Annotated in this window: 26 protein-coding genes and 1 pseudogene; 8 read left to right on the top strand and 19 right to left on the bottom strand. The window is 67.7% G+C overall.

The features are described from left to right. Positions 1 to 35 precede the first annotated feature (35 nt). The 3 genes from QM748_RS17515 (at position 36) to QM748_RS17525 (ending at position 2,362) form a co-directional block, all read left to right on the top strand. Positions 36 to 839: an ABC transporter substrate-binding protein gene (locus QM748_RS17515; RefSeq protein WP_415248278.1), complete on the top strand. Its 804-nt coding sequence runs from the start codon at positions 36 to 38 to the stop codon at positions 837 to 839. Between the two features lie 92 nt (positions 840 to 931). Further along, the gene (locus QM748_RS17520) at positions 932 to 1,660 is read left to right on the top strand and encodes an amino acid ABC transporter permease (RefSeq protein WP_415248279.1); all 729 of its coding nucleotides are present in this window, start codon (positions 932 to 934) and stop codon (positions 1,658 to 1,660) included. A gap of 15 nt (positions 1,661 to 1,675) precedes the next feature. Further along, positions 1,676 to 2,362, top strand: a complete 687-nt coding sequence (locus QM748_RS17525) for an amino acid ABC transporter permease (protein ID WP_415248280.1) — start codon at positions 1,676 to 1,678, stop codon at positions 2,360 to 2,362. 22 nt (positions 2,363 to 2,384) lie between these two features. On the opposite strand, the gene QM748_RS17530 is transcribed toward QM748_RS17525, so the two are convergent. The 15 genes from QM748_RS17530 to QM748_RS17600 all read right to left on the bottom strand — a co-directional run bounded on the left by QM748_RS17530 (position 2,385) and on the right by QM748_RS17600 (position 15,111). Further along, positions 2,385 to 2,822: a type II toxin-antitoxin system VapC family toxin gene (locus tag QM748_RS17530; RefSeq protein ID WP_415248281.1), complete on the bottom strand. Its 438-nt coding sequence runs from the start codon at positions 2,820 to 2,822 to the stop codon at positions 2,385 to 2,387. After that, positions 2,822 to 3,073, bottom strand: a complete 252-nt coding sequence (locus tag QM748_RS17535; RefSeq protein WP_263460475.1) for a type II toxin-antitoxin system Phd/YefM family antitoxin — start codon at positions 3,071 to 3,073, stop codon at positions 2,822 to 2,824. Before QM748_RS17535 ends, QM748_RS17530 begins: the two co-directional genes overlap by 1 nt. A gap of 83 nt (positions 3,074 to 3,156) precedes the next feature. After that, positions 3,157 to 3,906 carry an ABC transporter permease gene (locus QM748_RS17540; RefSeq protein ID WP_415248282.1) on the bottom strand — a complete coding sequence of 250 codons (750 nt, stop codon included), beginning with the start codon at positions 3,904 to 3,906 and terminating at the stop codon, positions 3,157 to 3,159. Between the two features lie 5 nt (positions 3,907 to 3,911). Next, positions 3,912 to 5,150: an ABC transporter substrate-binding protein gene (locus QM748_RS17545; protein WP_415248283.1), complete on the bottom strand. Its 1,239-nt coding sequence runs from the start codon at positions 5,148 to 5,150 to the stop codon at positions 3,912 to 3,914. A gap of 12 nt (positions 5,151 to 5,162) precedes the next feature. Further along, positions 5,163 to 5,966, bottom strand: coding sequence for an ABC transporter ATP-binding protein (locus tag QM748_RS17550; RefSeq protein ID WP_415248284.1), 804 nt, complete (start codon positions 5,964 to 5,966; stop codon positions 5,163 to 5,165). Beyond that, entirely contained in the window at positions 5,963 to 7,036 is a 1,074-nt protein-coding gene (locus QM748_RS17555; protein ID WP_415248285.1) for an acyl-CoA dehydrogenase family protein, read from the bottom strand. Before QM748_RS17555 ends, QM748_RS17550 begins: the two co-directional genes overlap by 4 nt. Next, positions 7,033 to 7,593, bottom strand: coding sequence for a carboxymuconolactone decarboxylase family protein (locus tag QM748_RS17560; protein WP_415248286.1), 561 nt, complete (start codon positions 7,591 to 7,593; stop codon positions 7,033 to 7,035). The genes QM748_RS17555 and QM748_RS17560 overlap by 4 nt, the downstream gene beginning before the upstream one ends. 109 nt (positions 7,594 to 7,702) lie before the next feature. Beyond that, on the bottom strand, positions 7,703 to 8,650 hold the full coding sequence (locus QM748_RS17565; protein ID WP_415248287.1) for a cupin domain-containing protein: 948 nt from the start codon (positions 8,648 to 8,650) through the stop codon (positions 7,703 to 7,705). A 208-nt stretch (positions 8,651 to 8,858) separates the two neighbouring features. Then, complete coding sequence (gene ssuD / locus QM748_RS17570; protein ID WP_415248687.1) at positions 8,859 to 9,995, bottom strand: FMNH2-dependent alkanesulfonate monooxygenase; 1,137 nt, start codon at positions 9,993 to 9,995, stop codon at positions 8,859 to 8,861. Between the two features lie 19 nt (positions 9,996 to 10,014). Then, complete coding sequence (gene msuE / locus QM748_RS17575) at positions 10,015 to 10,599, bottom strand: FMN reductase (protein ID WP_415248288.1); 585 nt, start codon at positions 10,597 to 10,599, stop codon at positions 10,015 to 10,017. A 65-nt stretch (positions 10,600 to 10,664) separates the two neighbouring features. Further along, positions 10,665 to 11,816, bottom strand: a complete 1,152-nt coding sequence (locus QM748_RS17580; protein ID WP_415248289.1) for an acyl-CoA dehydrogenase family protein — start codon at positions 11,814 to 11,816, stop codon at positions 10,665 to 10,667. A 14-nt stretch (positions 11,817 to 11,830) separates the two neighbouring features. Then, the gene (locus QM748_RS17585) at positions 11,831 to 12,301 is read right to left on the bottom strand and encodes a tetratricopeptide repeat protein (RefSeq protein ID WP_415248290.1); all 471 of its coding nucleotides are present in this window, start codon (positions 12,299 to 12,301) and stop codon (positions 11,831 to 11,833) included. Next, a complete protein-coding gene (locus tag QM748_RS17590) occupies positions 12,298 to 13,080 on the bottom strand; it encodes an ABC transporter ATP-binding protein (protein WP_415248291.1) in 783 nt (260 codons plus the stop codon). The genes QM748_RS17585 and QM748_RS17590 overlap by 4 nt, the downstream gene beginning before the upstream one ends. Before the next feature lie 49 nt (positions 13,081 to 13,129). Then, entirely contained in the window at positions 13,130 to 13,969 is an 840-nt protein-coding gene (locus QM748_RS17595; protein WP_415248292.1) for an ABC transporter permease, read from the bottom strand. A gap of 50 nt (positions 13,970 to 14,019) precedes the next feature. After that, a complete protein-coding gene (locus tag QM748_RS17600) occupies positions 14,020 to 15,111 on the bottom strand; it encodes an ABC transporter substrate-binding protein (protein WP_263460487.1) in 1,092 nt (363 codons plus the stop codon). A gap of 407 nt (positions 15,112 to 15,518) precedes the next feature. On the opposite strand from QM748_RS17600, the gene QM748_RS17605 reads away from it, so the two are divergent. From QM748_RS17605 to QM748_RS17625, 5 genes and pseudogenes are all read left to right on the top strand, one after another. Further along, the gene (locus QM748_RS17605; RefSeq protein WP_415248293.1) at positions 15,519 to 16,307 is read left to right on the top strand and encodes a hypothetical protein; all 789 of its coding nucleotides are present in this window, start codon (positions 15,519 to 15,521) and stop codon (positions 16,305 to 16,307) included. After that, a complete protein-coding gene (locus QM748_RS17610; protein ID WP_415248294.1) occupies positions 16,307 to 17,377 on the top strand; it encodes a cytochrome-c peroxidase in 1,071 nt (356 codons plus the stop codon). The genes QM748_RS17605 and QM748_RS17610 overlap by 1 nt, the downstream gene beginning before the upstream one ends. 170 nt (positions 17,378 to 17,547) lie before the next feature. Beyond that, on the top strand, positions 17,548 to 17,847 hold the full coding sequence (locus QM748_RS17615) for a hypothetical protein (protein ID WP_415248295.1): 300 nt from the start codon (positions 17,548 to 17,550) through the stop codon (positions 17,845 to 17,847). 265 nt (positions 17,848 to 18,112) lie between these two features. Further along, positions 18,113 to 19,726 (top strand): annotated as a pseudogene (locus QM748_RS17620) (EAL domain-containing protein); the annotation flags it as partial. Further along, the gene (locus tag QM748_RS17625) at positions 19,695 to 20,018 is read left to right on the top strand and encodes an EAL domain-containing protein (RefSeq protein ID WP_415248296.1); all 324 of its coding nucleotides are present in this window, start codon (positions 19,695 to 19,697) and stop codon (positions 20,016 to 20,018) included. The pseudogene QM748_RS17620 and the gene QM748_RS17625, both read left to right, overlap by 32 nt. A 75-nt stretch (positions 20,019 to 20,093) precedes the next feature. On the opposite strand, the gene QM748_RS17630 is transcribed toward QM748_RS17625, so the two are convergent. The 4 genes from QM748_RS17630 to epsC all read right to left on the bottom strand — a co-directional run bounded on the left by QM748_RS17630 (position 20,094) and on the right by epsC (position 24,220). Next, on the bottom strand, positions 20,094 to 22,019 hold the full coding sequence (locus QM748_RS17630; protein ID WP_415248297.1) for a family 2A encapsulin nanocompartment cargo protein cysteine desulfurase: 1,926 nt from the start codon (positions 22,017 to 22,019) through the stop codon (positions 20,094 to 20,096). Further along, positions 21,988 to 22,926, bottom strand: coding sequence for a family 2A encapsulin nanocompartment shell protein (locus tag QM748_RS17635; protein ID WP_415248298.1), 939 nt, complete (start codon positions 22,924 to 22,926; stop codon positions 21,988 to 21,990). Before QM748_RS17635 ends, QM748_RS17630 begins: the two co-directional genes overlap by 32 nt. 102 nt (positions 22,927 to 23,028) lie before the next feature. Next, entirely contained in the window at positions 23,029 to 23,268 is a 240-nt protein-coding gene (locus QM748_RS17640; protein WP_415248299.1) for a helix-turn-helix domain-containing protein, read from the bottom strand. Beyond that, positions 23,252 to 24,220, bottom strand: a complete 969-nt coding sequence (gene epsC / locus QM748_RS17645) for a serine O-acetyltransferase EpsC (protein WP_415248688.1) — start codon at positions 24,218 to 24,220, stop codon at positions 23,252 to 23,254. The genes QM748_RS17640 and epsC overlap by 17 nt, the downstream gene beginning before the upstream one ends. Between the last annotated feature and the right edge of the window lie 18 nt (positions 24,221 to 24,238).

The raw sequence follows: 24,238 nt of genomic DNA on the forward strand, positions 1-24,238 counted from the left end.
GACCGAATGTTTCCACCGTATCCGGAGTCCCCGACATGAAGAAACTGCGCCTGGCGACCCTGCTCGCTCTGTCCCTGCTGTCCGGCCTCGCCCAGGCCGACCGCCTGGACGACATCAAGAAGAACGGCGTGCTGCGCGTGGCCGCCTTCGACAGCAACCCGCCCTTCGGCTTCATCGACCCGCAGACCCGCCAGATCGCCGGCCTGGACGTCGATTACGCCAGGGAACTGGCGGACCGGCTCGGCGTGAAGCTCGAACTGGTGCCGACCAACCCGGCCAACCGCATCCCGCTGCTGACCGCCAACAAGGTCGACGTCGTGCTGGCCAACTTCACCATCACCGAAGAGCGCGCCAGGCAGGTCAATTTCAGCATTCCCTATTTCGCTTCGGGCCAGCAGTTCATCGCCCGCAAGGGCACGCTGAGTTCGCCGGAGCAGCTCGGCAGCCTGCGCATCGGCGTGGACAAGGGCACGACCAACGAGATCGTGCTGCGCGAAAAATACCCGAGCGCCAAGCTGGTCGCCTACGACGACACGCCGTTCGCCTTCACCGCGCTGCGCAACGGCAACGTGCAGGCGATCACCCAGGACGGGCCGAAGCTGGTCGGCTTGCTCGCCAACGTGCCGGATCGGGACAAGTACGAGATCCCGCCGTTCTCGATCTCCGACGACCTGATCGGCGCCGGCCTGCCCAAGGGCGAGGATCGGCTGACCGAGTTCGTCAATGATTCGCTGCGCGAGCTGGAAGCCAGCGGCCGGGCACAGGCGATCTACGACGCTTGGTTCGGTCCCGACTCGAAGACGCCGCTGACGCGCATCTTCCGTATCGGTGACAAGTAAGCAACTGCCGTTTCTGCTTCGGCCTCCGCCTGCCTCGCCGGCCGGCGGGGGTATTTCCTTTGTCCACATCCGTTTCGCCATGACTGCCGACCATGCTCGATGAACTGCTCGCACCGAAATACCTGGGCTGGCTGATCGAGGGCTTCGGCGTCACGCTGCTGCTGTCGGCGCTGGTCTCGGTCGCCGCCACGGTGCTCGGCCTCGGCCTGTGCCTGGCCCGCGTCGCGCAGTCGCGGCTGTGGTCGTGGCCGGCGCGCGCCTGGCTGTCGGTGTTTCGCAATACGCCGTTGCTGGTGCAGCTTTTCTTCTGGTACTTCGGTGCCAGTGCGCTGATGCCGGAAAACCTGCTGATCTGGCTGAACACGCCGCGCGAATGGGATCTAAAGCTGTTCGGCGTGAGCTGGCCTTCGTTCGAATACATCGCCGGCTTCTTCGGCCTGACGCTGTACACCGCAGCCTTCATTGCCGAGGAATTCCGTTCCGGCGTGCGCGGCGTGCCCGCCGGCCAGATCGCCGCCGCGCAGGCGCTGGGCTTCACGCCGCTGCAGGTGTGGCTGAACGTGGTGATGCCGCAGGCCTTCCGCATCTCGCTGCCGCCGCTGCTCGGCCAGTACATGAACGCGGTCAAGAACTCCTCGCTGACGATGGCGATCGGGCTGGCCGAGCTGTCCTACGCCTCGCGCCAGGTCGAAACCGAGACCTTCAAGACCTTCCAGGCCTTCGGTATCGCCACCACGCTGTACATCCTCACCATCATCGTCATCGAACTCGCCGGGCAGTGGCTGCAGCGCAGGAAGCCCGCACCCGGCGCCAGTCACTGAGAGCCGTTCCGCATCATGGACTTCAGCGTCGTCGCCAACAATTTCGGCTATTTCATGCTGGGCGCCTGGCCCAACGGCCCGCTCGGCGGCGCCGCGCTGACGCTGGTGCTGAGCGTGGTGTCGGCGATCGCCTCGGGGGTGCTCGGACTGGTGTTCGGCGTCGCGCTGGCGATGGCGCGCGGCGCCGCGCACAGCGTGCTGCTGATGGGGCTGGGCTTCTTCCGCGCCATCCCGGTGATCATGCTGATCTTCTGGACCTATTTCCTGCTGCCGATCCTGTTCGGCATCGACGTGCCGGGCACCGGCACCGTGGTGGTGGCGCTGTCGCTGATCGGCGGCAGCTACCTGGCGCATTCGGTGCATGCCGGCATCGCCAGCCTGCCGCCGGGCCAGTGGCAGGCCGCCGCCGCGCTCGGCCTGAGCCGCGGCCAGGCGCTGCGCCTGGTGATCCTGCCGCAGGCGCTGCCGATCATGGTGCCGTCCTTCATCAACCAGTGGGTGGCGCTGATCAAGGACACCTCGCTCGCCTACGTCATCGGCGTCGGCGAACTGTCCTTCGTCGCCACCCAGGTCAGCAACCGCGAGATGGTCTACCCGACCGAAATCTTCTTGTTCGTCGCGCTGGTGTATTACGTCTTCTGCTCGACGCTGGAGCTGTGCGCCAATCGGGTGGCGAAGCGGTTCGGGACGGCAGCGGGCTGAGCGACTGGGGTGCGCAGGGACGTCAGTCCGGCGTCCGCAGCATGTGAACCGCCACGCCGACGGCGAGCCCCGTCCTGGCGAGGGTTTCGTCGGCTGTGCAGAGCAGGGCGTTCAGGCGGACGCATGCGGCAAGATGAAGCGCATCGCCCGCCCGCAGGCTGGAGCGGTAGTCGGCAAGCCATGCTCTGGCCCGATCGAAATCCGTGGTGTCGATTGCTTCCACGGCGAGTCGAGTGTCGATCAGACGGTCGAAGCGTGCGAGTCCGTCGCGATGAAGGCCGGCGGAAATGTCTCCCCTGCGCGCCATGATGCCCGCCGCACTGGTGAACTCGGTGCGCGTCCAGGGTGTGATCGCGATCGTTTCGCTACCCGCAGCTTCGAGCCAGGCCAGCGCGGCCTGACTACCCCGATCCTGAAAAAGAAGGGACAGCAGGACACAGGTGTCCGCATACCAGACCATCAGTAGCGCTCGCTGTCCCGTACTTCGCGCACCAGCTCCGTGGCCGGGCGGGATTGGGCAGGCTGGGCTGCGAGGAAGGCGCGCAACTCCTCGACGATCGCCGCCACTTCGGGCGGTGATTTCCTGCGCTCGGGGATGATGCGGGCGACAGGTTGGCCGCGGCGGGTGATGACGATTTCCTCGCCGGCGACGACCTGGTCGACGACGGCGGAGAAATGTGACTTCGTTTCCGCAAGTGTGAGCGTTCGCATGATTCTGCTCTCGTGACTAATTGGTCAGAAGGATAGCAGATGCGATGGCACTTCGTGGCGCTCTACCGCTGGTGCGGCTACGCTCAACGCGCATGCAGCCACCGCTGGTACAGCCAGCGTGCAGCGTAATCGAGCAGGAAACCCAGCGCGCCGATGATGAGGATCGCGGCCATCAGCTCGGAGTAGGCGAGGCGGTCGCGGGCGTCGAGGATGAAATAGCCCAGCCCGGCGGACACGCCGAGCATCTCCGCCGGCACCAGGATGATCCAGATGATGCCGATCGCCAGCCGCACGCCGCTGAGGATGTGGGCGACGATGCCCGGCAGCACCACGCGCAGCAGGGTTTCGCTGCGCGTCGCCGACAGGCTGCGGGCGAGCATCAGCCAGTTGCGGTCGAGCTGGGTGACGCCGGCGGCGGTGTTGAGCAGGATCGGCCAGACCGCGGCGAAGGCGAGCAGGAAATACACCGGGGCGTCGCCGACGCCGAGCACCATCACCGCGATCGGCATCCACGACAGCGGCGAGATCATGCGCAGGAACTGGAACAGCGGTGTGGTCGCCTGGGCGAAGCTGCGCGACACGCCGGTCAGGATGCCGGCCGGCACGCCGAACGCCAGTGCCGCGGCGAGGCCGACGGCCACCCGTTGCAGGCTGGTGCCGATGTGCTCCCACATGATCGGATCGACGGCCAGGCGCGACAGCGCACGCAGGGCTTCGGCGGGAGCGAAGCGCGCCAGGATCGGCGTCTCTTCTGCCAACAGCAGTGTGGCGGCCGCCCACAGCGCGGTGGCCAGCGCGAGCCCGAGCGTGGGCAGCATGAACTTGGCAGGCACGGGTTTCAGACGACGATGGTTTCCTGCCGCAGCAGATCGTCGGGCAGGCCGAAGACGCGCGGGCCGCCGAGCTTGGTGATCGCCTCGCGCACGAAGCGGTCGTCGACCAGATCGCGGGCGACGAAGGCCGGATCGAGGCTGGACAGGAAGGACGCGTCGCCTTCGACCTTGGTGGCGAGCAGGCTGCGCACCAGCTCTTCGGTGTAGGACGGGAAGGGGTAGGGCTGGAAGTCGATGCGGCGCTGGTGCCAGCCTTTGTTGCGGGCGATGCCGCTTGCCTCGTAGCCGGCGTAGTCGGTGGCGGACAGCACTTTCGCCAGCACTTCGACCGAATGCGGCGTGTAGCGCTTGTCGCCGGTGGCGGCGAGCAGCTTGGCGGCGTCGAGCTGGTTGCCGCGCGTCCACAACTGGGCCTTGACGATGGCGTCGGTGACGCGCTGCGCCCATTGCGGCCGTTCGGCGATGTCGCGCTCGGCGAGAAAGGTCACGCAGCAGGCGTGGTCCTTCCACACGTCGCCGGAGAAGCGCAGGATCTTGCCGACGCCGTTGAGTTCGGCGGCGGCGTTGAACGGGTCGGCGACGATGAAGCCGGCGATGCCCTTGCCGGCCAGTGCCGAGACCATTTCCGCAGGCGGCAGCACGATCAGGTTCACCTCGGTGGCGGCAATCGCCGTATTGCGCGGCCGGGTGACCGGCGCCAGGCCGTTGGCGACGAGCAGCTTCTGCAGCAGGATGTTGTGGATCGAGTACCAGAACGGCACCGCTACCGTCTTGCCGCCGAGATCGGCCACGCTGCCGATGTCGTGGGCGACGGTCAGCGCCGAGCCGTTCATGTGGTTCCAGGCCACGACCTTGGCCGGGAATTTCGTGCCGTAGCGCACCCACAGCGTGGTCGGCGACAGCAGGTGGATGACGTTGACCTGGCCGGCGACGAAGGCCTCGACGATCTGCGCCCAGCTGCGGAACAGGCGCGGCGCCTCGGTGCGCAGGCCTTCGGCCTCGAACAGCCCGCGCGCATGGGCGATGAGCAGCGGCGTGGCGTCGGTGATCGGCAGGTAGCCGATTTTCACCGGCACGTCGTCGCCTCTGGCGCTCTGTGCCGCGGCGTCGCCGGCGCGCAGCATCGGCACCGCCAGGCTGGCGCCGGTCAGGGCGGACAGGCGCAGGAAGTCGCGGCGGTTCAGGCCGCAGCCGCAGGCGGGCGACTGGCAGATGTGCGGGCGGGAGACGGGTCTGGAATCCATGCTTGCTCCTGTTCAGGAAGGGGATGTTGCAGCGGTGTCGGCACGCGTGTCGCGCAGCGCGGCCAGGATCTGCAGCCGCAGCGCGGTGACGGCTTCGGGGTGCTCTTCGCGTGGATGGGGGATTGCGACGTTCCACTCGCGCTGGATGCGGCCGGGCCTGCCGGCCATCAGCAGGATGCGGTCGGCGACCAGGATGGCTTCGTCGATGTCGTGGGTGACGAGCAGCACCGCGGTGTGCCAGCGATGCACCAGGTCCACCAGCAAGATCTGCATTTCGGCGCGGGTGATGGCGTCGAGGGCGGAAAACGGCTCGTCGGCGAACAGCAGTTCCGGCTCGCGCGCCAGGGCCCGCGCGAGCGTCACCCTCTGCGCCTGCCCGCCGGACAGCTCGGCCGGCCAGGCGTGTTCGCGCCCGCCCAGGCCGACGGCTGCCAGTGCGTCTTCCACGCGGGTCTTGCGCGTGCGTGCATCGATCGCGGGCTGGTGCCTGAAGTCGAGCCCGAAGGCGGCGTTGTCGAATACATCGAGCCAGGGCAGCAGGCTCGCCTGCTGGAACACCAGCGCACTGCGCGGGTGGGGGCGGTCGAGCGGCTGCCCGAGGAAGCTCAACGTGCCGCTGCTGGCCGGCTCGAGACCGGCGAGCACGCGCAGCAGGGTCGATTTGCCGCAGCCGCTGCCGCCGAGCAGGCTGACGATCTCCCGCCGGCGGATGCCGAGCGAAACGCCGGAAAAGGTCGTGCCCGACTTCGCATAGGCGAAGGACAGGCCTTCGGCGCTGAGCACCATGTCGGGCGCGGCTGCCGGGCGGGCAGTCATGCGGCGCAGGTCCCGGCCTGCCGGGCGAGTTCGCCCTGCAACTGCGTCAGGCTGGGTGTGATCACCGGGATGAAAGCGCCTTCCACCCAGCGGCGGGCGAAGCCGCGGTGCTGGTCGCGCAGGTAGGCGCGGCCGCCGCTGGCGTCGAGTTCCAGGCCGAGCGCGATCTGCACGATCTCGGCCAGGCGGATGCGGATGCGGAACAGCTCCGCCGGGTCGGAGGCGAAGCGGCGGTCCGTCAGGCCGCTGCGCAGGATGCCGGCCAGGCCTTCCAATTCCGCCGAAATCTCGTCGACGCGAGGCAGCAGGGGGCGATGCGCACCTTGTCCCTGTACGGCAGCCGTGCGCAGCGCGGCACGTGCAAGTCCGATCGACATGCCCAGCTGCAGCGACAGGAAGGCGGGCCGCACTGCCGGGCAGAAACTGCGTGCATCTTCGTGCAGCAGGTGTTCGGGGCCGATGTTGACGGCTGCGATGCCGATCGCGGCGGTGTTGCTGCCGCGCAGCGCGACGAGATCGAGATCGTCGCTGCGGGCGACGCCTGCCTGCTCGCCGGTGATGGCGACGACCATCGGCGTGCCGGCGTCGGCGCGTGCCACGGCGGCAGCAACGATGAAGCCGGCCTTGCGCAGGTTCGTGACCCAGGGCAGGCAGCCGTCCAGCCGCCAGCAGCCGTCCCGCGGCGTTGCGGTGATCTGTAGCGATTCGATGCCCGACAGGAATTTCATCGCGTTCGACAGGCCGGTGGCGCCGGCGAACTCGCCGGCCAGCAGCGCGGGCAGCCAGCGCTCGCGCAGCGCCGCGTTCGGCGACTGCAGCAGATATTCGATGAAGGTGCGCTGGCCCCAGAAGACGAAGGCGGCGGTCAGCGAACGTTCGGCGGTAGCGGCGATGGCCTCGACGCCGTCATAGGTGTCGCCACCGGCGCCGCCCAGGCTTTGCGCCACGCCGATGCGGAACAGGCCGCGCCGGCCGAGTTCCGGTACCAGACGGTCGGCATCGGCGGTGCCGCGGTCGTGAGCCTCGGCTTCATCCGCGAGCCAGGCGAGGCTGTCGAGCGGCGCGTTCATGGCTGCAGCACGCCGGGACGGAAGTCCTGGAGCTGGGGATTGATTTCGCTTCCAGCCAGGTTGTCGGCGAAGTTGCACAGCGTCGCCAGGCTGATGCCCAGCACCACTTCCAGCGCCTGCGCCGGGGTGAAGCCGGCGTCGACGAAAGCCTTCAGCTCGCCATCGCCGACCGCGCCGCGGCTGACGATGATGGCGTGGGTGAAGGCGACGAGGGCATCGTGGCGCGCATTGCCGGTCGTGCCGCGCTGCTGCAGGGCGACGACGGTGCTGCGGTCGAAGCCGGCCTTCTTCAAGGCGATCGCCGAATGGCCGCTGACGCAGAATTCGCAGCCATGCACGCTGGCGGCGGTGATCTGCACGACTTCGCGCTCGGCCAGCGTCAGGCTGCTGCGGCCATTGATCTCGCCGACGGTGAAGTAGGTTTCCAGCGCGGCCGGGGCGTTTGCCAGCACGCCGATCAGGTTTGGCACGAAGCCGTTGTCGGCGAGCGCGCGTTCGATGAAGGGCTTGCTTGCTTCGGGCGCAGTTTCCAGGGCTTGCAGAGGCAGGCGGGACATGGGTTTCGATCCTTCGAGGGAGACGGTGCGATTGTGCGCAGCGCGCCGTGTTTGTTTCTACGAACATCCGTCGCGCTTTCTTGCTCGAGCGTCCACGGGTCGATGTCCGTCAGTGCATTTCGCCCGGTGCAGGGCCGTGCCGTCGTGCATGGAGCCCGGCGCTGCGCCGCGACCGCTGGTAGGCGCCGGGCTGCTCGCCGATCACTTTCCGGAAGGCTCGCGTGAATGCGGCGGGTGATTGGTAGCCGACGCGCTCGGCCGCGCGGGTGACGCTGTCGCCGTTGCGCAGATGGCGCGCAGCGATGTTCATGCGCAGCGACAGCAGGAACTGCGCCGGCGGCTGGCCGCTCGCATCGACGAAGTGCTTGAAGAAGCTGGCCCGCGACATGTTGGCGAGCCGTGCCATGTCGTCCACCGACCAGTCGCGTCCGGGGTCGTCCAGCAGGCGGTTCAGCACGGCGGCGAAGCGGGGCTGGCCGGCAACGGCCCACAGGCCTGCCGCCATCCGTTCCTGTTTTGCCATTTCGCGGATCAGGTAGAACAGCAGCAATTCGGTCAGGCGCGCGATCAATGACGAGGGCTGGTCGCGGTCTGCTTCCGCACGGATCAGGTCGAACAGCGGCGCGGCCGCGCGCAGCGCGTCGGAGCCTGCGCGCAGGATGAGCAGATCGGGAAAGGACTCGACGAAGAAGGCCCCCGCCAGGCCCTGGAAATCGAAGAAGCCGCAGGCCAGGCTGGTGCCGTCGGGATGAATGGGCTGCATCGGCAGCATCGCACGCGGCACGCATGCGGGGCTGGGGTGCCGTTCCGGCGTGAGCGAATGCGGGCGGTCGCGCAGCATGAACACGGCATCGCCGCTGTTCAGTTCGAGGGTGTCGCTGCCGTCGCCGAGATGCAGGAAGCAACTGCCGCGCAGCACCAGATGGAAGCTTGCCTGGGCCCGGCCCGTGGTCGACGCACGCCAGGAACCGCAGTACTGGCCGAGGTGGAAAACGGCGGCGCCGGGTTCGAGATTGCTGAGCAGCCAATCGATCAGGCGGTCGGTATCGGGATTCATGCGTCGAGGAATGTATGGCCTGGAGACAGGCTGCCGATTGTCCCGATGTGTCCCGCAAGCGGAACCAAGAAAATCAGCTTTGCTTTGCAGCGGGCAAGAAAACCCCCTCGTGCCCGGCACGAGGGGGAAGGCGGCAAGGCCAGGGGGAGGGAGCGAATTGCCGCGGGTGGAGACGAGTGGCGGTGCCGGCTACCTGAGCCGGTGATATTCAAGCGGTGGCGGCGTCGGGAATCTTCACCGTGCTGGCATCGAAGGGGCCGCCGGTGATCACCTGGTCCTGGATCGTCACCGGCTTCTTGCCCGGCAGCAGCGGAAACACCAGCTCTGCGAAGCGCCAGGCCTCTTCCAGGTGCGGATAGCCGGACAGCACGAAGGTGTCGACGCCGAGGTCGGCGTATTCCTTCAGCCTTGCTGCCACGGTCTGCGGGTCGCCGACCAGCGCCGTGCCTGCGCCGCCGCGCACCAGGCCCACGCCCGCCCACAGGTTGGGGCTGACCTCGAGCTTGTCGCGGCTGCCGCCGTGCAGCGCGGCCATGCGGCGCTGGCCTTCGGAGTCCATCGAGGCGAAGCGGGCCTGCACCTTGGCGATGGTGTCGTCGTCCAGCCGGCTGATGAGCTTGTCGGCGGCGGCCCAGGCTTCCTCGTCGGTTTCGCGCACGATCACGTGCAGGCGCACGCCGAAGCGCAGCTTGCGCCCGCGCCGGGCGGCACGGGCGCGCACGTCGGCGATCTTCTCCGCCACCGCGGCGGGCGGTTCGCCCCAGGTCAGGTAGGCGTCGACGTGCTCGGCCGCGAGCGCGTGGGCGGCGTCCGAGGAGCCGCCGAAGTACAGCGGCGGATAGGGCTTCTGCACCGCCGGGAACAGCAGCCGGGCGCCGTGTACGCGGTGGTGCTCGCCTTCATGGTCGACCGTCTCGCCTTGCAGCAGGCGGCGCCAGATGGAGAGGAATTCGTCGGCTTCGTCGTAGCGCGCATCGTGGCCGAGGAAGATGCCGTCGCCGGCCAGTTCGGACGAGTCGCCGCCCGCCACCACGTTCAGCAGCAGGCGCCCGCCGGTGGCCTGGTCGAGCGTGGCTGCCATGCGCGCGGCGGCGGCCGGCTTGGTCAGCGCGGTGCGCAGGGCCACCAGCAGCTTCAGCTTGCGCGTCGCCTGGGCGACGCTGCCCGCCACCACCCAGGGGTCGAGGCAGCCGCTGCCGGTCGGGATCAGCAGGCCGTCGTAGCCGAGATCGTCCGCCGCGGTGGCGATCTGGCGCAGGTAGTCGATGGTGACCGGGCGGCCGGAGTCGGACTTGCCGAGGTAGCGGGTGTCGCCGGAAGTCGGCAGGAACCAGAAGATGTCCAGGCTCATGGTGTGTCCTCGCTCAGGCGGCGGCGCGCACGAATTTCGGCGCCTCCGCCAGGGGGGTGGTCCGCTTGCGCAGGAAGGGGCGGGCGCGCTCGGCGGCGAGCTCGATGCGGGCGCGCAGCGAGGGACTGTCGACCTTGTAGTCGCGGATCTCGGCTTCGTTGGCATAGACGCCGATCGGCAGCGTGTGGGCCTGGAAGAAGCTGAACAGCGGCCGCAACTGGTGTTCGATGACCAGCGCATGGCGGTCGCTGCCGCCGGTCGCGGCCAGCAGCACCGGCACGTCGACCAGGGCATGCTGGTCGACGAAGTCGAACAGGTGCTTGAACAGGCCGGTGAAGGAGGCGCGATAGACCGGGCTCGCCACCACCAGGAAGTCGGCCGACTCGATGGCGGCGATGTCGGCCTTGATGTCGTCCGGCAGTTGCGAGGGATAGAGTGCGCCGGCCAGCCGCGGGCCGATGTTGCCGAGTTCGATCAGGCGGGTGTTGATCGGCGCCTGTTCGGCGAGCTCGTCGAGCAGTGCCTCGACCACGCTCAGGGTGCGGGACGGGCGTTGCAGGCTGCCGGATACGGCGACGACCTTGATGGGGGTACTCATGGGGGCTCCTGTTGGATCTGGGCGTTCAGGTGGTGCCGCGGCAAGGCGGCAGGAATGAAATGGATTCAGGCGTAGAGCTGCGGGTTGGGCAGGTCGCCCTTCAGCGTCCAGCGGCCGAGCATGTTGAGCTTGTAGTCGATGGGGTCGTGCAGGGTGTGGGTGCGCACGTTGCGCCAGAAGCGGTCGAAGCCCAGGCTCGCCTTGGTGCCGCGTGCGCCGGTGACGTCGAACAGTTCCTGGCTGACGAAGAGCCCGGCGCGGTGGGCGAGGATCTTCGATTCCGCGACGGCGACCGCGACGTCGGCGCGCTCGGCTGCGGTGAGCGCCTGGCCGAGGGAAAAGGCGCGGTCGACCAGCTCGGCGGCACGTTCGGCAAGTGCGCGGGCGCCGACGATGTGCACATGCATCTCGCCGAAACGGTTCTGGGTGAAGAGGTCGTCGACCGCGTGGGCGGCGTCCGAGGCCAGCCAGGGCTGGGCCTGCGTGTGTGCGTAGTGTCTGGCTTCGGCGAACGCCCCTTCGGCGATGCCCAGGTAGAGGTTGCTCAGCACCAGTTGGGCGAGGCAGTTGCGCAAGGTGTGGAAAGGCGTCGGCTCGCGCTCGGGCCACAGCAGCACGTTGCCTTCGGCGACCGGCACCTGCTCGAACACGACCGAGTTGCTGTCGGTCTGGCGCTGGCCGATCGGCGCCCAGTCGTCCTGGATGCGGACGCCCGGATGCGCGGTGGACACGACCGCCAGCAGCGGCCGCGGCGCATCGCCGAGCACGGCCGACAGCGTCATGAAATGCGATCCGACCGTGCCGGAGCAGAAGGACTTGATGCCGTTCAGCAGCAGGCCGTCGCCGGTACGCCGTGCCGCCAGCCGGCGGTCGCGCGGGTTCATGCCGTTGCCCCACCAGCACTGGTGGGCGATGGTGTGGCTCAGCAGGCGCTCGGCCTGTTCGGCGTCGCCATAGATGAGCACGGTCGCCACTTGCAGGTGATGGAAGGCGAGCACGTGGCCGAGCGCGCTGTCGACCGCGGCGACCCGGCGCACGATCGCGTAGATTTCCTGCCAGCTGCGTTCCTCGCCGCCGAAGGCGCGCGGAATCGACAGCCGCAGCAGGCCGGCATCGCGCAGCAGGGCTTTTTCGGCTGCGGCATGGCCACCGCGGGCGTCGCGCTCGACGGCGGTGGCGTGCAGGCGGGCGAGGATGTCGTCCAGTGGGATGTCCATGGTTCCGGGGGTTTTCATTCAGGTGCATGGCCGGCCTGCGCCAGCGCGGCGAGCAGTTCGTCGCGTTCGAGGCAGGCGGGCGGGGCGCACAGCAGTTCCAGATAGCGCAGGTTCTTCTGCGCCGATTCGATGTCGCCGAGGGCGATGAAGAGTTCGCCCTGGTAGGCGAGCGCGGGGCGGTGGCCGGGGTCGAAGTGCAGGGCTTCGCGGTACCAGCGGCCCGACTCCTCGTAGCGGCCGAGCTTGCGCAGGCTGAAGCCGAGCAGGTTGTAGACGTCGGCATGGCGGACGCTCGCGCTCAGCGCGAGCAGTGCGGCAGCCGCGTCGTCGAACTCGCCGGCGTAGATCCGGGCGCGGATGGGGGCGAGATCCGGCAGATCGGTCGCCGGCGGAATGTCGGCCGCCCCGGCGCTGCCGCTCGAGACAAGGCCGGCCAGCAGCGCAAGCGCGGTGATGCGCCGGCGGACGAAGACGGTGGCGATCATGCAGCCAGCGCCTCGGCGTGGATGCTGTCGCCCATCGCGGCCAGGATCTCGCCTTTCAGTTGACCGAAGGCGTGGCTGCCGCGCTCGCGCGGGTGGGCGAGCCTCGGCTCGAATTCGCGCACGATGCGCCCCGGCCCGGCATTCATCACCACCACCTTGTCGCTGAGGAAGAGCGCCTCGTCCACATCGTGGGTGACGAGGATCATGCTGACGCCCTCGGCCCGCCAGATGCGTTGCAGTTCTTCCTGCAGGCGCAGCCGGGTGAGGGCGTCGAGCGCGCCCAGCGGTTCGTCCAGCAGCAGGATTTCGGGCTGGCCGACGAGGCCGCGGGCGATCGCGCCGCGCTGCGCCATGCCGCCCGACAACTGGTGCGGATAGGCTTTCTCGAAGCCGCCGAGGCCGACCAGGGCGATGTGCGAGCGCACCGCCTCGGTTCGCCTGGCCTTGCTCCAGCCCGAGTTCTCCAGGCTGAGAGCGATGTTTTCTTCCAGGGTCAGCCAGGGCAGCAGGCGGTGATCCTGGAACACGATGCCGCGCGACAGGCTGGTGCCGGAAACGCGCTCGCCGTGCAGCAGGATGTCGCCGCGGTAGTCGGTGTCCAGGCCCGCGATCAGGCGCAGCAGGGTCGATTTGCCGCAGCCGCTCGGGCCGACGATGGAGACGAAGGAGCCGGGCTCGACGATGAGCTCGATGCCGGCCAGCACGTCCAGCCGCCGCTTGCCATTGACGTCGTAGTGCTTGGAAACCTTGCGGATCTCCAGGCGCGAAGGTTCTGCCATTGGGGTTTTCTCCGGAATGGGGGTGATGCCTGATGGGGAGGAGGCGGGTTCAGCCTTCGAAGCCCTGCTTCCAGCGCAGCACGCGGCGTTGCAGCAGGTACATGCTGCGGTCGATCAGAAAGCCGACGCCGCCGATGACGACCATGCACACCAGCAACTGATCGGTCAGCAGCAGGCCCTGGGCGCGGAAGATCAGGAATCCCAGGCCTTCCAGGCCGCTCAGTCCTTCGGCCACCACCACCAGCGCCCACGCCAGCCCGGCGGCATAGCGCAGCGACACCATGACGTTCGGAATGGCCGACGGAATGATGATCCTGCGCACCAGTTGCCAGCGCGTCAGGGTCAGCGCCTGCGCCAGTTCGATGTGGGCCTTGTCCACGTTGCGGATGCCTTGCAGGGTGTTGAGGAACACCGGGAAGAACACCGATTTGGCGATCACCAGGATCTTGGCCGGCGCACCCAGGCCGAGCCACAGCACGATCAGCGGCAGCCAGGCGATGCCGGGAATGTGGCGGATGGTGTCGAAGGTCGGGCCGAGGAAGCGCTCCACCCGCCGGGACAGGCCGGCGGCGATGCCGAGCACGACCGCGGCGAGCGAACCGTAGATGAAGGCCTGGCCGACGATGGTCACGCTGGCGAGAAAATCCAGCGCGAGATCCTGCTCCGTCAGCATCTTCCAGAAGGCGCTGGCCACCGTGCGCGGTTCGGGCAGGAAGACCGGGTTGACCCAGCCGCGCGAGGACGATAGCTGCCACAAGGCCAGGATCAGCGCCGGCAGGATCAGGCCGATGGGGTCGAGGCGGGCGAGAAAGGACTGGATGCGCGACAGGCGCGAAGGGCCGGCGCTGCCGGCAGCCAGCCTGCCGTTGACGACTTCTGCTGTACTCATGGGGATTACCTGTGCTCGGTTGGGGCGGGCGCGATGGCCCGCCACGCGGGTCATTGATAGATCGAGTACTGGCCGCCGACGAAGAAGCGCTCGTCGATGAAGGCGTGGATCTGCGCATCGCTCAACTGGCGTTCGGACAGGATGTCGTCGCCGTTGGCGATGTGCCATTCCTGGAAGGTCCTGATCGCGTTGCGGGCGCGCTCGGCATTGGGCTCGCCGGCCATGAACTCCCACTGGCCTGCATGGGTGATTTGGAACTTGGCGACTTCGACCGGCACGCGGGTGTCGCGGGCGACGATCTTTGCTGCCTCATCGACGTTGTCCAGCGTCCATGCCAGCGTGCGCTCGCGTGCGGCGAGGAAGGCCTTGACCACTTCGGGGTACTTGTCGACGAAGTCGCGGCGGGCGAAGTAGGTGACACGGCCGGCATGATTGACGTACACGCCGTCGTCGGGCGAATGGCCGACGACCTTGAGCTTGCCCGACAGCCATGCGCCGGTGAATTGGGTCGCCGCTAGGTGCGCGGTGGTGGCGTCGGTGGCGCCCGACAGCACGGCCGAGATCGCCACCACGCCGTTGTCGATCGATTCGTAGCGGACGCGGCCGCGCTCGGCGCGCGAATCGAGCGGCAAGCCGGCCTTGTGCAGTTGCTCGAAAGGCGAGGACCAGTAGCAACTGATGCGGCTGCTGCCGAACTTGCGCCCGTCCAGATCCGCCACCGTCTTGATGCTGTCGTCGTCGGCGCGGGTCAGGATCGGCGCGCGGTAGCGGTTGGACGGCTCGGAGGCCCAGACGACGACGCCGTCCAGTCCGTTGGCGCGGTGCACCGTCGCCGGGTAGATCATGCGCTGTGCGATGGCGATCGCGCCGTTGCCGACCGCAGCGGCCTCGGCGCCGAGCAGGTCGGCGGCGCCGGAAGCGATCAGGTTCACCTGCCTGGTGCCGATGCGCTCGAATTCTTCCTTGAAGAAACCTTTTTCCCGCGCGATCACGGTCCAGGGCGAGAGCTGGAGATTGATCGCGGGCAGGGTCTCGGCGGCGGCCGTGGCCGGAATGGCCGGCAGCAGCATTGCGCCGGCCAGCGCCGCGAGGGCCAGCAGATGCCGGCGGACCGGTGTTTTGCGTTTACTGGACGTTTTCATTCTCGATCTCCGTGGGGAATGGGGAAAAGCGGCTCTGGAACGGATTTCATCCATTCGGATTCAGGTGGGTTTTTTTTGCGGACTGCATCGATTCATGACCGGCAATGCCGATTTGTTGCCGGCTGCCGTGTCGATCGGGCTGGGGAAAGTCTAGGGATGGGCCTGGCGGCGGGGAACGAATATTTGCAGATAAGGATTCCCGTATTTCTTATTCCACAGGCCGCGCACGGAGGTGCTAATTTCGGCATGCCATGAAATGAATGGGCCTTATTCTCTGGAGTGCAATGCTATTGAATTCAAATTCCGAGCAGGATGATCCCGTATTGTCGCCGCCTTCCGGTGGAAGGCCGCCGGATCGTGGCGACCTCATTTCAGGAAAGCAGCTTACCTGGCAGCCGATTCTCGTCATGGCCCTGCTCGCCATTGCGGCCATGGCGGTGGTGATTCCCGGCGGGACATCCCGGGAGGCCAGCGCCGAGCGCCTGCCTGCCGATACCGTCCTGCGGATCGGCCTCGTCGATATCGCCCAGCCGCGCAGCGATAGCCGCGACTACACGGCGGATGGCCTCCAACCCGCGTTCGCGGAGGAGATCGGGCGCCACCTGGACGTGGTGGTCGAACTGGTGCCGCTGCCTGCAGGACAGGCACAGGCGGCGCTCGGTGGCGGCGAGGTCGATGCGCTGCTCGTGCGCGGCACGCCGGCTGAGCTGCCACCGGGTGCGAGGCTGGTCGACACCGGATTTACCTCCGGCCTCGATGTGCTGATGCGCTCCGACACCACGATCAGGCGCTGGGATCAGCTTGCCGGGCGTACGCTGTGCCTGACCAGCGCCCACGCCGAGGCGCAGGTGCTGGCACATGTCCTTGGCGCGCACACGCTTTCGTTCGAAGCGCCCGCGCAGGCCCTGGTGGCGATGCGAACCGGGCAGTGCGACGCCTCGCTGCACGATGCCGTGCTATTGGACGCGTTGCGCGGAAAGGACGAATGGCGCAAGTTCTCGGCGACTTTGGGGGCGCGCCAGCCAGCGGTGCTGCGGCTGGTGCTGCCGCCGGAAAACCCTACCGTCGAAGCCGCACTGCGCCGGGCATTGAAGGCGCTGGACGGTTCCGCGCACTGGCAGCGACGGGCCGGCCAATGGGCTTCCGATGTTGCTTTCGAAGTCTTTTTCGACCAGATCGGCCCCGATTGCCATTGATGGAGCGTGTTCTTGCTGCCGCATTGCTGGTAGCGCTGCTGCTGTCGTCCCTGGCCACTGCTGGCAGCTCGGACACGTCGTCTGCACTGCGCGCTGCCTATCAGCAGCCTCCCGAGCGCTGGCCGGCACCGTGGATCGATGCCGAAGTCGATTACGTCGAGCTTGGCGCGCTGGCGCTGCCGGTTGCAGGCACCAAGGCAGAACTGGGCAGGCGCCTGTTCCATGATGGCCGCCTTGCTGCGGACGGCGCGCCTGCCTGCGCCGGCTGCCACCAGCCGCAGCATGGCTGGAGCATTCCCGCGGCGGTGGCGCGGGGACATGGGGGGCGGCTCGGCAGGCGCAATCCGCCGTCGTTGTATGCCGCAGCCTGGCAAGCCCGGTTCGGCTGGGACGGTGCAGGCGCCGGCCTGGCGGCCCAGGCGCTCCTGCCGCTGACGCTGGCGCACGAGATGGGCAACGACAGCCTCGAGCAGGTCCTGGCGCGCATCCGCAGCGATACCGCTTTCGTGGCCTCGTTCCGCGAGCATTTCGGCGAGGGCGGCATCGGCGCGGCCGAGCTCGGCGACGCGCTCGCCGCCTTTCTGCGCTCGCTGGAAAAGCCAAGCCGTTTCGATCGTTTTGCCGCCGGCGACTTCCGGCAGTTGTCCGATCCCGAAATCGAAGGCCTGCACCTCTTCCGTACCAAGGCCCGCTGTGCCAACTGCCACTTCGGCCCTTTGCTGACCGATGGCGGTTTCCACAATCTGGGCATTGCCTTCTTCGGCGAACCGTCGGCCGATCTCGGCCGCTACCTCGTCACCGGCCGCAGGGCGGATGCCGGCGCTTTCCGCACCGCGAGCCTGCGCCATGTTGCCGAGAGCGCGCCGTACATGCACAACGGTCTGTTCCGTACCCTGGAAGGCGTCATCAACCTGTATGACCGGGGCGGCGGCGAGACGTGGGCGCGCAATCCGGCTGAAGCAGCCCATCCGCTGTATATGGCTATTGCGCGTAAATCACCCCATTTACGCCCGCTCGGGCTGACCGATGCGGAAAAGGCCGCGCTGCTGGCCTTTCTGAGCGCTTTGTGAAAAGCAGGCCGCTCCGGAATCTGGAAATGAAAATCAGATTAACTTGGTTCGTTGTCCGGCGCTTCTTGCTTATCTTTTCTCCACGGCATTCATGAATGTCCCTGCCAATTCCGGAATGGAAATGCACATGGATAGACATGGATCGAAATCCAGTATCGGCGGAGAAGAAAATGAGAGCACTCGTGGTAGGTGCGGACCGGGTGGACGCGATCAGGAACGAACTCATCCGCTCGGCGCATCTCGGCATCACCTGCGCCGAACATTGGTCGGGACGGCACGTGCATCAGAACCGCAAGCCGATCCCCATCGACACCCGTGTCGTCGTCGTGCTGTGCAACCGGGTCAGCCACGACCTGCTGTACAGCATCAAGCGCCAGGCGGCGAGCCGCGATCTGGTGCTAGTGTTCTGCCGTGACTCGGTGGTGGAATTGCGCGACAAGCTTTCGCGGGTGGCCGTTCGCGTTCACTGACGGATTTTCATCAACGCATCGCATATCCAGGTGGCAATCAGCGCTTGCATCGTGCATCCTCGGGTCATGGCAACCGGATCGACGAGATCGAGGTTGCCAAGCACGATCCAAGGATTCAGTGATGAGCGACAGGATAGCCCTGCAACAGATCCGAATTGCGCCACTTGCCGGGCTCGCCATCCTCGAACTCCGCATCATCCGCGATGCCATGGTGTGGGTCGTGCCTTTGCTGCTGGTGTCGAACACCACCACGCTGCTGTCCTCGATGTTCGAACTGTTCGCTGCCGCACCTGAGTGGCGAGCCGAACTGGCTGCGGTCGATCGCGCGCTTGGCCAGGTTCTGCCGCTTTGCCTCACGGTTGCCGTCAGTTCGATGCTGGCGATCCGCTGGCACCTTCCCCGGCCCACGCTGGCCCTGCTGAACGTGGGGTACGTGACCCTGGTGCAGGCGGGCCTCGATTTCCTTGCCGGCAATGCTGCCCATGCCTTGTCCTACGTCGTCAGTATCGGTCTGCCCTTCCTGGGGGTGCCGCTGGTGGCCTGGCTGTATGGCCGGCGCTGGACCCGGCTGGTTGCCAGCAACATGGCGGGGGAGAACGTCAAGATCACGCTCAACCTCATCCTGCCGGGCATCGTGGCGGGGCTGCTGCTGGCCGGCGGTTTTGCGCTGCTGCGGGCGCTCTGGCCAGCCTCCTTGCTGCCGGCGCTCAGCCAGTGGCTGGTCGGGCTCGGCAGGGCGGAGGCGGAAGCACTCTACGTGCTGCTGAACTCCTGCACGTGGTCGCTCGGCATCCATGGCTACCACGCGCTGCTGCCGTTGCTGGAGGTGATGGAGGCGCAGTTCTCCGGTTCGGGCAGCTTCACCTCGGTGCTTGGCGCCTTCGTCTTCATTGGCGGCGCAGGTGGCACGTTGCCGCTGGCGATTGCGCTGATCATCGCCGGCACGAGCCGCCGGCTGCGGGTCCTCGGCTTCGCCGCGTTGCTGCCCGCACTGTTCAACGTCAATGAACTGCTGCTGTTCGGTCTCCCCATCATCCTCAACCCGCGCTTGCTGATTCCGTTCTGGCTGGTACCGCTGGTCAATCTCGGTCTGGCTCATCTGGCGATCGGACTGGGCCTGATCGTGCCGTCGAGCGCGATGATTCCCTTCACCAGCCCGGTCGTGCTCAATGCCTGGCTGGCGGCTGGTGGTGCGGAAGGCGTCGTCCTGCAGCTCGCCTGCGTGTTTGTCGGTCTGTGCATCTACCTGCCTTTCGTGCGCCGGATAGAATGGCAGGGGCGCACCAGCGTCATCCACTTCCCCTGCTTCGACACGCGCTTCGTTCAGTACGAGGAAGAGGCCGCCACCATGCTCGACGATCCGGTCGGAAAGCGCCTGCAGGAGGAAGAGACGCGTCGCTTGCTGGCCCACAGGCTGAAAGGTCTGAGTGCGAAGGAATTCATTCTCCACTACCAGCCTCAGCTTCATCCCGCCAGCGGACGCATCACCGGTTGCGAAGCGCTGATGCGGATTCAGAACCCTGATGGTTCGGTCACCGGCCCGGCCGCCTTCCTGCCATGGCTGGAGCAGGCCGGATTGATGCGAGAGATCGATCTGTGGGTGGTGGAAACCGCCTGCAAGCAGGCGGTCGCCTGGCGCGGAGCAGGTATCGATCTGCCCATCACGGTAAATCTCGGCACCGAGAGCCTGAGCGACCGCAAGGCCGTGAGCCAGCTCGTCGGTGTCATCGGAAGGGTCGGGCACGGCATCAACATCGAGATCACCGAAGGCTCGCTCGCCCGTGATGTGGACACGGTCCGCTGGTCACTGACGCAACTGCGCGCGGCTGGCGCACGGATCTACGTCGATGATTTCGGCACGGATTACTCTTCGCTCGGTTATCTGCACCTGTATCCCGTTCAACGCGATCAAGATCGACCGCAGCTTCGTGCTGGCGCTGGCGCACGAGAAAGGGCAGCGGATGTTCGGCGGCCTGTGTGCCCTCGCCGCCAGCCTGGAACTCGCCGTCGTGGTCGAGGGGGTGGAGACGCCCGAGCAACTGGCGATCGTTCCGCAATGGGACGACATCACCGTACAGGGCTGGATCTTCAGTGCTGCACTTGCGCCTGATGACTTTGCTGATTTCGTGTCTGTCCGCCGGGGTGGCGTGGCGGGAGGCGGGAAGGGATGAGGCTGGCGCGCGTGAACGCGAAAAGAGCCACAGCTTGCGCCATGGCTCTTTCCTTTCGCTGCCGGCTTGCGTAACTCAGCGCACCGACCGCCTGCCCGACGCCAGCCGCTTCAGCACCGCGACCAGGGTGTCGACTTCCTCGCAGGTGTTGTAGAAGGCCAGCGAAGGCCGCACCGTCGCTTCGAGGCCGAAGCGGCGCAGGATGGGCTGGGCGCAGTGGTGGCCGGAGCGCACCGCGATGCCTTCCTCGTTGAGGGCGCGGCCGACTTCCTCGGTGGTGTAGCCGTTCAGCACGAAGGACAGCACGCTGGCCTTGTCCGCGGCGGTGCCGATCAGCCGCAGGCCGGGCACGCCGAGCAGGCCGTGCGTGGCATACACCAGCAGGTCGTGCTCGTAGCGGGCGATGTTGTCGATGCCGATGCGCTCGACGTAGTCGATCGCCGCGCCCAGGCCGACGGCGTCGGCGATGTTGCCGGTGCCGGCTTCGAAGCGGGTCGGCGGGCCGTGGTAGATCGTCTTCTCGAAGGTGACGTCGGCGATCATGTTGCCGCCGCCTTGCCAGGGCGGCATGTCCTCGAGCACTTCGCGCTTGCCATACACCGCGCCGATGCCGGTCGGCGCGAACACCTTGTGGCCGGAAAAGACGAAGAAGTCGGCGTCGATGTCGCGCACATCGACCCGCACGTGCGACACCGACTGCGCGCCGTCGACCAGCGCCCTGGCGCCGGCGGCGTGCGCCATGGCGACGATCTGCTTGACCGGCACCACGGTGCCGAGCGCGTTCGACACCTGGGTCACCGAGACGATGCGGGTGCGCGGGTTGAGCAGCCTGGCGTATTCGTCGAGCTTCACCTGGCCGCTGTCATCGACCGGAATCACCCGCAGCTTCGCGCCCTTGGTCGCGGCGAGCTGCTGCCAGGGCACGATGTTGGCGTGGTGTTCGAGGTGGGAGACGATGATCTCGTCGCCTTCGCCGACGTTCTGCACGCCCCAGGTCTTGGCGATCAGGTTGATGCCTTCGGTGGTGCCGCGCACGAAGACGATCTCCTCCGGCGACGCGGCGCCGATGAAGCGCGCCACCTTGCTGCGCGCGCCTTCGTAGGCGTCGGTCGCGCGCGCGGCCAGTTCGTGCGCCGCGCGGTGGATGTTGGAGTTCTCGTGCTCGTAGAAGTACGCCAGCCGGTCGATGACCGCACGCGGCTTGTGCGTGGTGGCGGCGTTGTCGAACCAGATCAGTTGCTTGCCATTGACGCGCTCCTGCAGGATGGGGAAATCCTTGCGCACCGCATGAACGTCGAAGGGCGCACGGGCGGCCGGCACGGCCGGGACCTGCTGCTCCACCGCTGGATCGAGGAAGTAGAAGCCCGGGCCGGAGTTGCTTGCCGGCGAAGGGCTGCGCTGTCCGCGGTCGAGATCGCCGAGCAGGCGTGCCAGCTCCGCCTCGCCCGGCAGGCCGAAGGAGCGCGCGGTGATGCGGTCCTCTTGCGCCGGATTGGCGTGTGCCAAGGTGCCGGGCGCCGGGCTGGCGCGCCCCGGGCCGATGTGCTCCGGAGCGCCGGGATCAGCCTGCGACGGCCAGGCACTGGCTTCGCCAAGGAAGTAGTAGGGCGTCGAGGGTGCGCCCGGCACGGTCGCCGCCGGTGGCGGCGCGAGCGGCGGCAGCGCCGCGGCATGGGCTTCGGGCACGCCGAGCACTGGATTGGCCGCCCGGCCTGCGAGCGGCGCGGCATCGACGGCTTCGTCCGGCGCGGCGTGGGGCGTGCCCGGCAGCGGCGCCAGCGCGGGCGCACGGTTGCCGAGCGCGATCTCGGTCTGTGGCGGCTGCGGCGGCGGGCCGAAGGGCAGTTGCGCGTCAGGCGCGCCGCTCGGCAGCAGGGCGAAGAATTCGCCCGCGAGCCGGCTCAGCAGCGCTTCCTCGGGCAGGCCGCCAGGCAAGCCGGGCGGTGGACCGCCGATGGCGGCCAGCCCCTCACTTGTAGGTATCGAGTGCGGAATAGTCATGGTACTTGCCCACTTCAACGTCTTCGAGCACGGCCAGCGCGTCGTCGGAATGAACCACCAGCGAGCAGTAGAGCGAGATCAGGTAGGAGGCGATCGCGTTGCGGCTGATGCCCATGAAGCGCACCGACAGGCCCGGCCCCTGCTCGCCGGCGACGCCCGGCTGGAACAGGCCCGACACGCCCTGGCGCTTCTGGCCGACGCGCAGCAGCAGGATCTTGGTCTTGCCGTCCTCGACCGGCACCTTGTCCGAAGGCACCAGCGGAATGCCGCGCCAGGTCAGGAACTGCGAGCCGAACAGCGACACGGTCGGGGGCGGCACGCCGCGGCGGGTGCATTCGCGGCCGAAGGCGGCGATGCCGAGCGGGTGGGTGAGGAAGAAGGCCGGTTCCTTCCACACGCGGGTCAGCAGGTCGTCGAGGTCGTCCGGCGTCGGCGCGCCGGTCAGCGTCGAGATGCGCTGCTCGTCGGCGACGTTGGCCAGCAGGCCGTAGTCCGGGTTGCTGATCAGTTCGGACTCCTGGCGCTCCTTGACCGTCTCGATGGTCAGGCGCAGCTGTTCCTTGATCTGGTCGTGCGGGCTGCTGTAGAGATCGGAGATGCGGGTATGGACGTCCAGCACCGTGGTGACGGCGTTGAGGAAGTATTCGCGCGGCTGGTCCTCGTAATCGACGAAGATCTCCGGCAGGTCGCCTTCGTCCTCGCGCTGCGAGCACGACACGCGCACGTCCTGCGGGTTCTTGACCTTGTTCAGGCGGTAGATGCCGGCCTCGACCGGCAGCCACTCGAGGAAATGCACCAGCCAGCGCGGCGTGATGGTGGCGAGTTGGGGGACGGTCTTGGTGGCGTTGGCGAGCTGGCGGGCTGCCGTGTCGCCGAGCGCGTGATGCACCTTCTCTGTTGCTGCCATGGTCGACTCCTTTCTGTCAGAAACCATATGGAATGGAAAAGCGGGACGCAGCAAGTGTCCTGCCCCGGGCGGGGCGGTCTCAACCGGCTATCGCCATCAAATTCAGGAGTGGAGGGCGCTGGAGGCGTCGTGCTCGCAACACGCGATCAGCGCCGACAGCGGGGTCTGCAGCGCGATCGCGAGCTTCTGCGCGGTGAGCAGCGAAGGCGTGACGTCGCCGCGCTCGATCTCGCCGATATAGGTGCGGTCGAGGTCCGCCAGTTCGGCCAGGCGCTCCTGCGACCAGCGCTGGCGCCGGCGCAGGCTGCGGACGACGGGGCCGAAATTAGCTGTCGGCCCCATCCCGTTCCTCCAGCCGTTCGTGGTGCAGGCCGGCCTGGGTGACGTTGCTGCCCGGCGGCACGCTGCGCGTCAGCCAGACGTTGCCGCCGATGCTCGAACCGCGTCCGATCGTGATGCGGCCGAGCACGGTGGCGCCGGCGTAGATTACGACGTCGTCCTCGACGATCGGGTGGCGCGCGCCGCCCTTGGCGAGATGGCCGTCGCTGTCGACCTCGAAGCGCCGGGCGCCGAGCGTGACGGCCTGGTACAGGCGGACGCGCTGGCCGATCACCGCGGTCTCGCCGACGACCACGCCGGTGCCATGGTCGATGAAGAAGCCGGGGCCGATCTGCGCGCCCGGGTGGATGTCGATGCCGGTGTCCGAATGCGCCAGCTCGGCCAGGATGCGCGCCACCAGCGGCACGCCGAGTTCGTACAGTGCATGGGCGAGACGGTGGTGGATGACCGCCAGCACGCCCGGGTAGCACAGCAGCACTTCATCCACGCTGCGCGCCGCGGGGTCGCCGTCGAAGGCGGCGAGCACGTCGGTGTCGAGCAGCGCACGCAGCCCCGGCAGGCCGGCGGCGAAGCTGCGCACGATGCCGGCGGCGCGCTCATCGACCTGGGGCGCGAGCGTTTCGTCGTGGCGTGCCTGGCAGGCCAGTTCGAGCCTTACTTGGGTCAGCAGGCCGCTGAGGGCGCGGTCCAGGGTATGGCCGACGTAGAAATCCTCGCCTTCGACGTGCAGGTCCGGTGGCCCGAGCCGCATCGGGAACAGCGCGCCGCACAGGTCGGTGGCGATGCTGCGCAGGGCGTCGCGCGATGGAAACTCGCGCGCGCCGCCTTCGCCGCCGCGTTTGCGTTGCGCGCGCCAGCGGTCCCGCGCCTCGTGCAGGCCGGCGACGATGCTCCGCAGATCGAGATACGGAATCGAGGGAGGCACCGAAGCAGGCACTGCCGCCGTCAGCGGCATGAGGTTCGCGGGACGGTT

Origin of the sequence: Thauera sp. (genome assembly GCF_047601425.1) — a bacterium.
Classification (GTDB): Bacteria; Pseudomonadota; Gammaproteobacteria; order Burkholderiales; family Rhodocyclaceae; genus Thauera.

Bases quoted from the DNA above. Each gene is read 5' to 3' on its own strand.
- QM748_RS17515 (WP_415248278.1), top strand. From the start codon at position 36: ATGAAGAAACTGCGCCTGGCGACCCTGCTCGCTCTGTCCCTGCTGTCC.
- QM748_RS17520 (WP_415248279.1), top strand. From the start codon at position 932: ATGCTCGATGAACTGCTCGCACCGAAATACCTGGGCTGGCTGATCGAG.
- QM748_RS17525 (WP_415248280.1), top strand. From the start codon at position 1,676: ATGGACTTCAGCGTCGTCGCCAACAATTTCGGCTATTTCATGCTGGGC.
- QM748_RS17530 (WP_415248281.1), bottom strand. From the start codon at position 2,822: ATGGTCTGGTATGCGGACACCTGTGTCCTGCTGTCCCTTCTTTTTCAG.
- QM748_RS17535 (WP_263460475.1), bottom strand. From the start codon at position 3,073: ATGCGAACGCTCACACTTGCGGAAACGAAGTCACATTTCTCCGCCGTC.
- QM748_RS17545 (WP_415248283.1), bottom strand. From the start codon at position 5,150: ATGGATTCCAGACCCGTCTCCCGCCCGCACATCTGCCAGTCGCCCGCC.
- QM748_RS17550 (WP_415248284.1), bottom strand. From the start codon at position 5,966: ATGACTGCCCGCCCGGCAGCCGCGCCCGACATGGTGCTCAGCGCCGAA.
- QM748_RS17555 (WP_415248285.1), bottom strand. From the start codon at position 7,036: ATGAACGCGCCGCTCGACAGCCTCGCCTGGCTCGCGGATGAAGCCGAG.
- QM748_RS17560 (WP_415248286.1), bottom strand. From the start codon at position 7,593: ATGTCCCGCCTGCCTCTGCAAGCCCTGGAAACTGCGCCCGAAGCAAGC.
- QM748_RS17565 (WP_415248287.1), bottom strand. From the start codon at position 8,650: ATGAATCCCGATACCGACCGCCTGATCGATTGGCTGCTCAGCAATCTC.
- msuE (WP_415248288.1), bottom strand. From the start codon at position 10,599: ATGAGTACCCCCATCAAGGTCGTCGCCGTATCCGGCAGCCTGCAACGC.
- QM748_RS17580 (WP_415248289.1), bottom strand. From the start codon at position 11,816: ATGGACATCCCACTGGACGACATCCTCGCCCGCCTGCACGCCACCGCC.
- QM748_RS17585 (WP_415248290.1), bottom strand. From the start codon at position 12,301: ATGATCGCCACCGTCTTCGTCCGCCGGCGCATCACCGCGCTTGCGCTG.
- QM748_RS17590 (WP_415248291.1), bottom strand. From the start codon at position 13,080: ATGGCAGAACCTTCGCGCCTGGAGATCCGCAAGGTTTCCAAGCACTAC.
- QM748_RS17595 (WP_415248292.1), bottom strand. From the start codon at position 13,969: ATGAGTACAGCAGAAGTCGTCAACGGCAGGCTGGCTGCCGGCAGCGCC.
- QM748_RS17600 (WP_263460487.1), bottom strand. From the start codon at position 15,111: ATGAAAACGTCCAGTAAACGCAAAACACCGGTCCGCCGGCATCTGCTG.
- QM748_RS17605 (WP_415248293.1), top strand. From the start codon at position 15,519: ATGGCCCTGCTCGCCATTGCGGCCATGGCGGTGGTGATTCCCGGCGGG.
- QM748_RS17610 (WP_415248294.1), top strand. From the start codon at position 16,307: ATGGAGCGTGTTCTTGCTGCCGCATTGCTGGTAGCGCTGCTGCTGTCG.
- QM748_RS17615 (WP_415248295.1), top strand. From the start codon at position 17,548: ATGAGAGCACTCGTGGTAGGTGCGGACCGGGTGGACGCGATCAGGAAC.
- QM748_RS17625 (WP_415248296.1), top strand. From the start codon at position 19,695: ATGATTTCGGCACGGATTACTCTTCGCTCGGTTATCTGCACCTGTATC.
- QM748_RS17630 (WP_415248297.1), bottom strand. From the start codon at position 22,019: ATGACTATTCCGCACTCGATACCTACAAGTGAGGGGCTGGCCGCCATC.
- QM748_RS17635 (WP_415248298.1), bottom strand. From the start codon at position 22,926: ATGGCAGCAACAGAGAAGGTGCATCACGCGCTCGGCGACACGGCAGCC.
- QM748_RS17640 (WP_415248299.1), bottom strand. From the start codon at position 23,268: ATGGGGCCGACAGCTAATTTCGGCCCCGTCGTCCGCAGCCTGCGCCGG.
- epsC (WP_415248688.1), bottom strand. From the start codon at position 24,220: ATGCCGCTGACGGCGGCAGTGCCTGCTTCGGTGCCTCCCTCGATTCCG.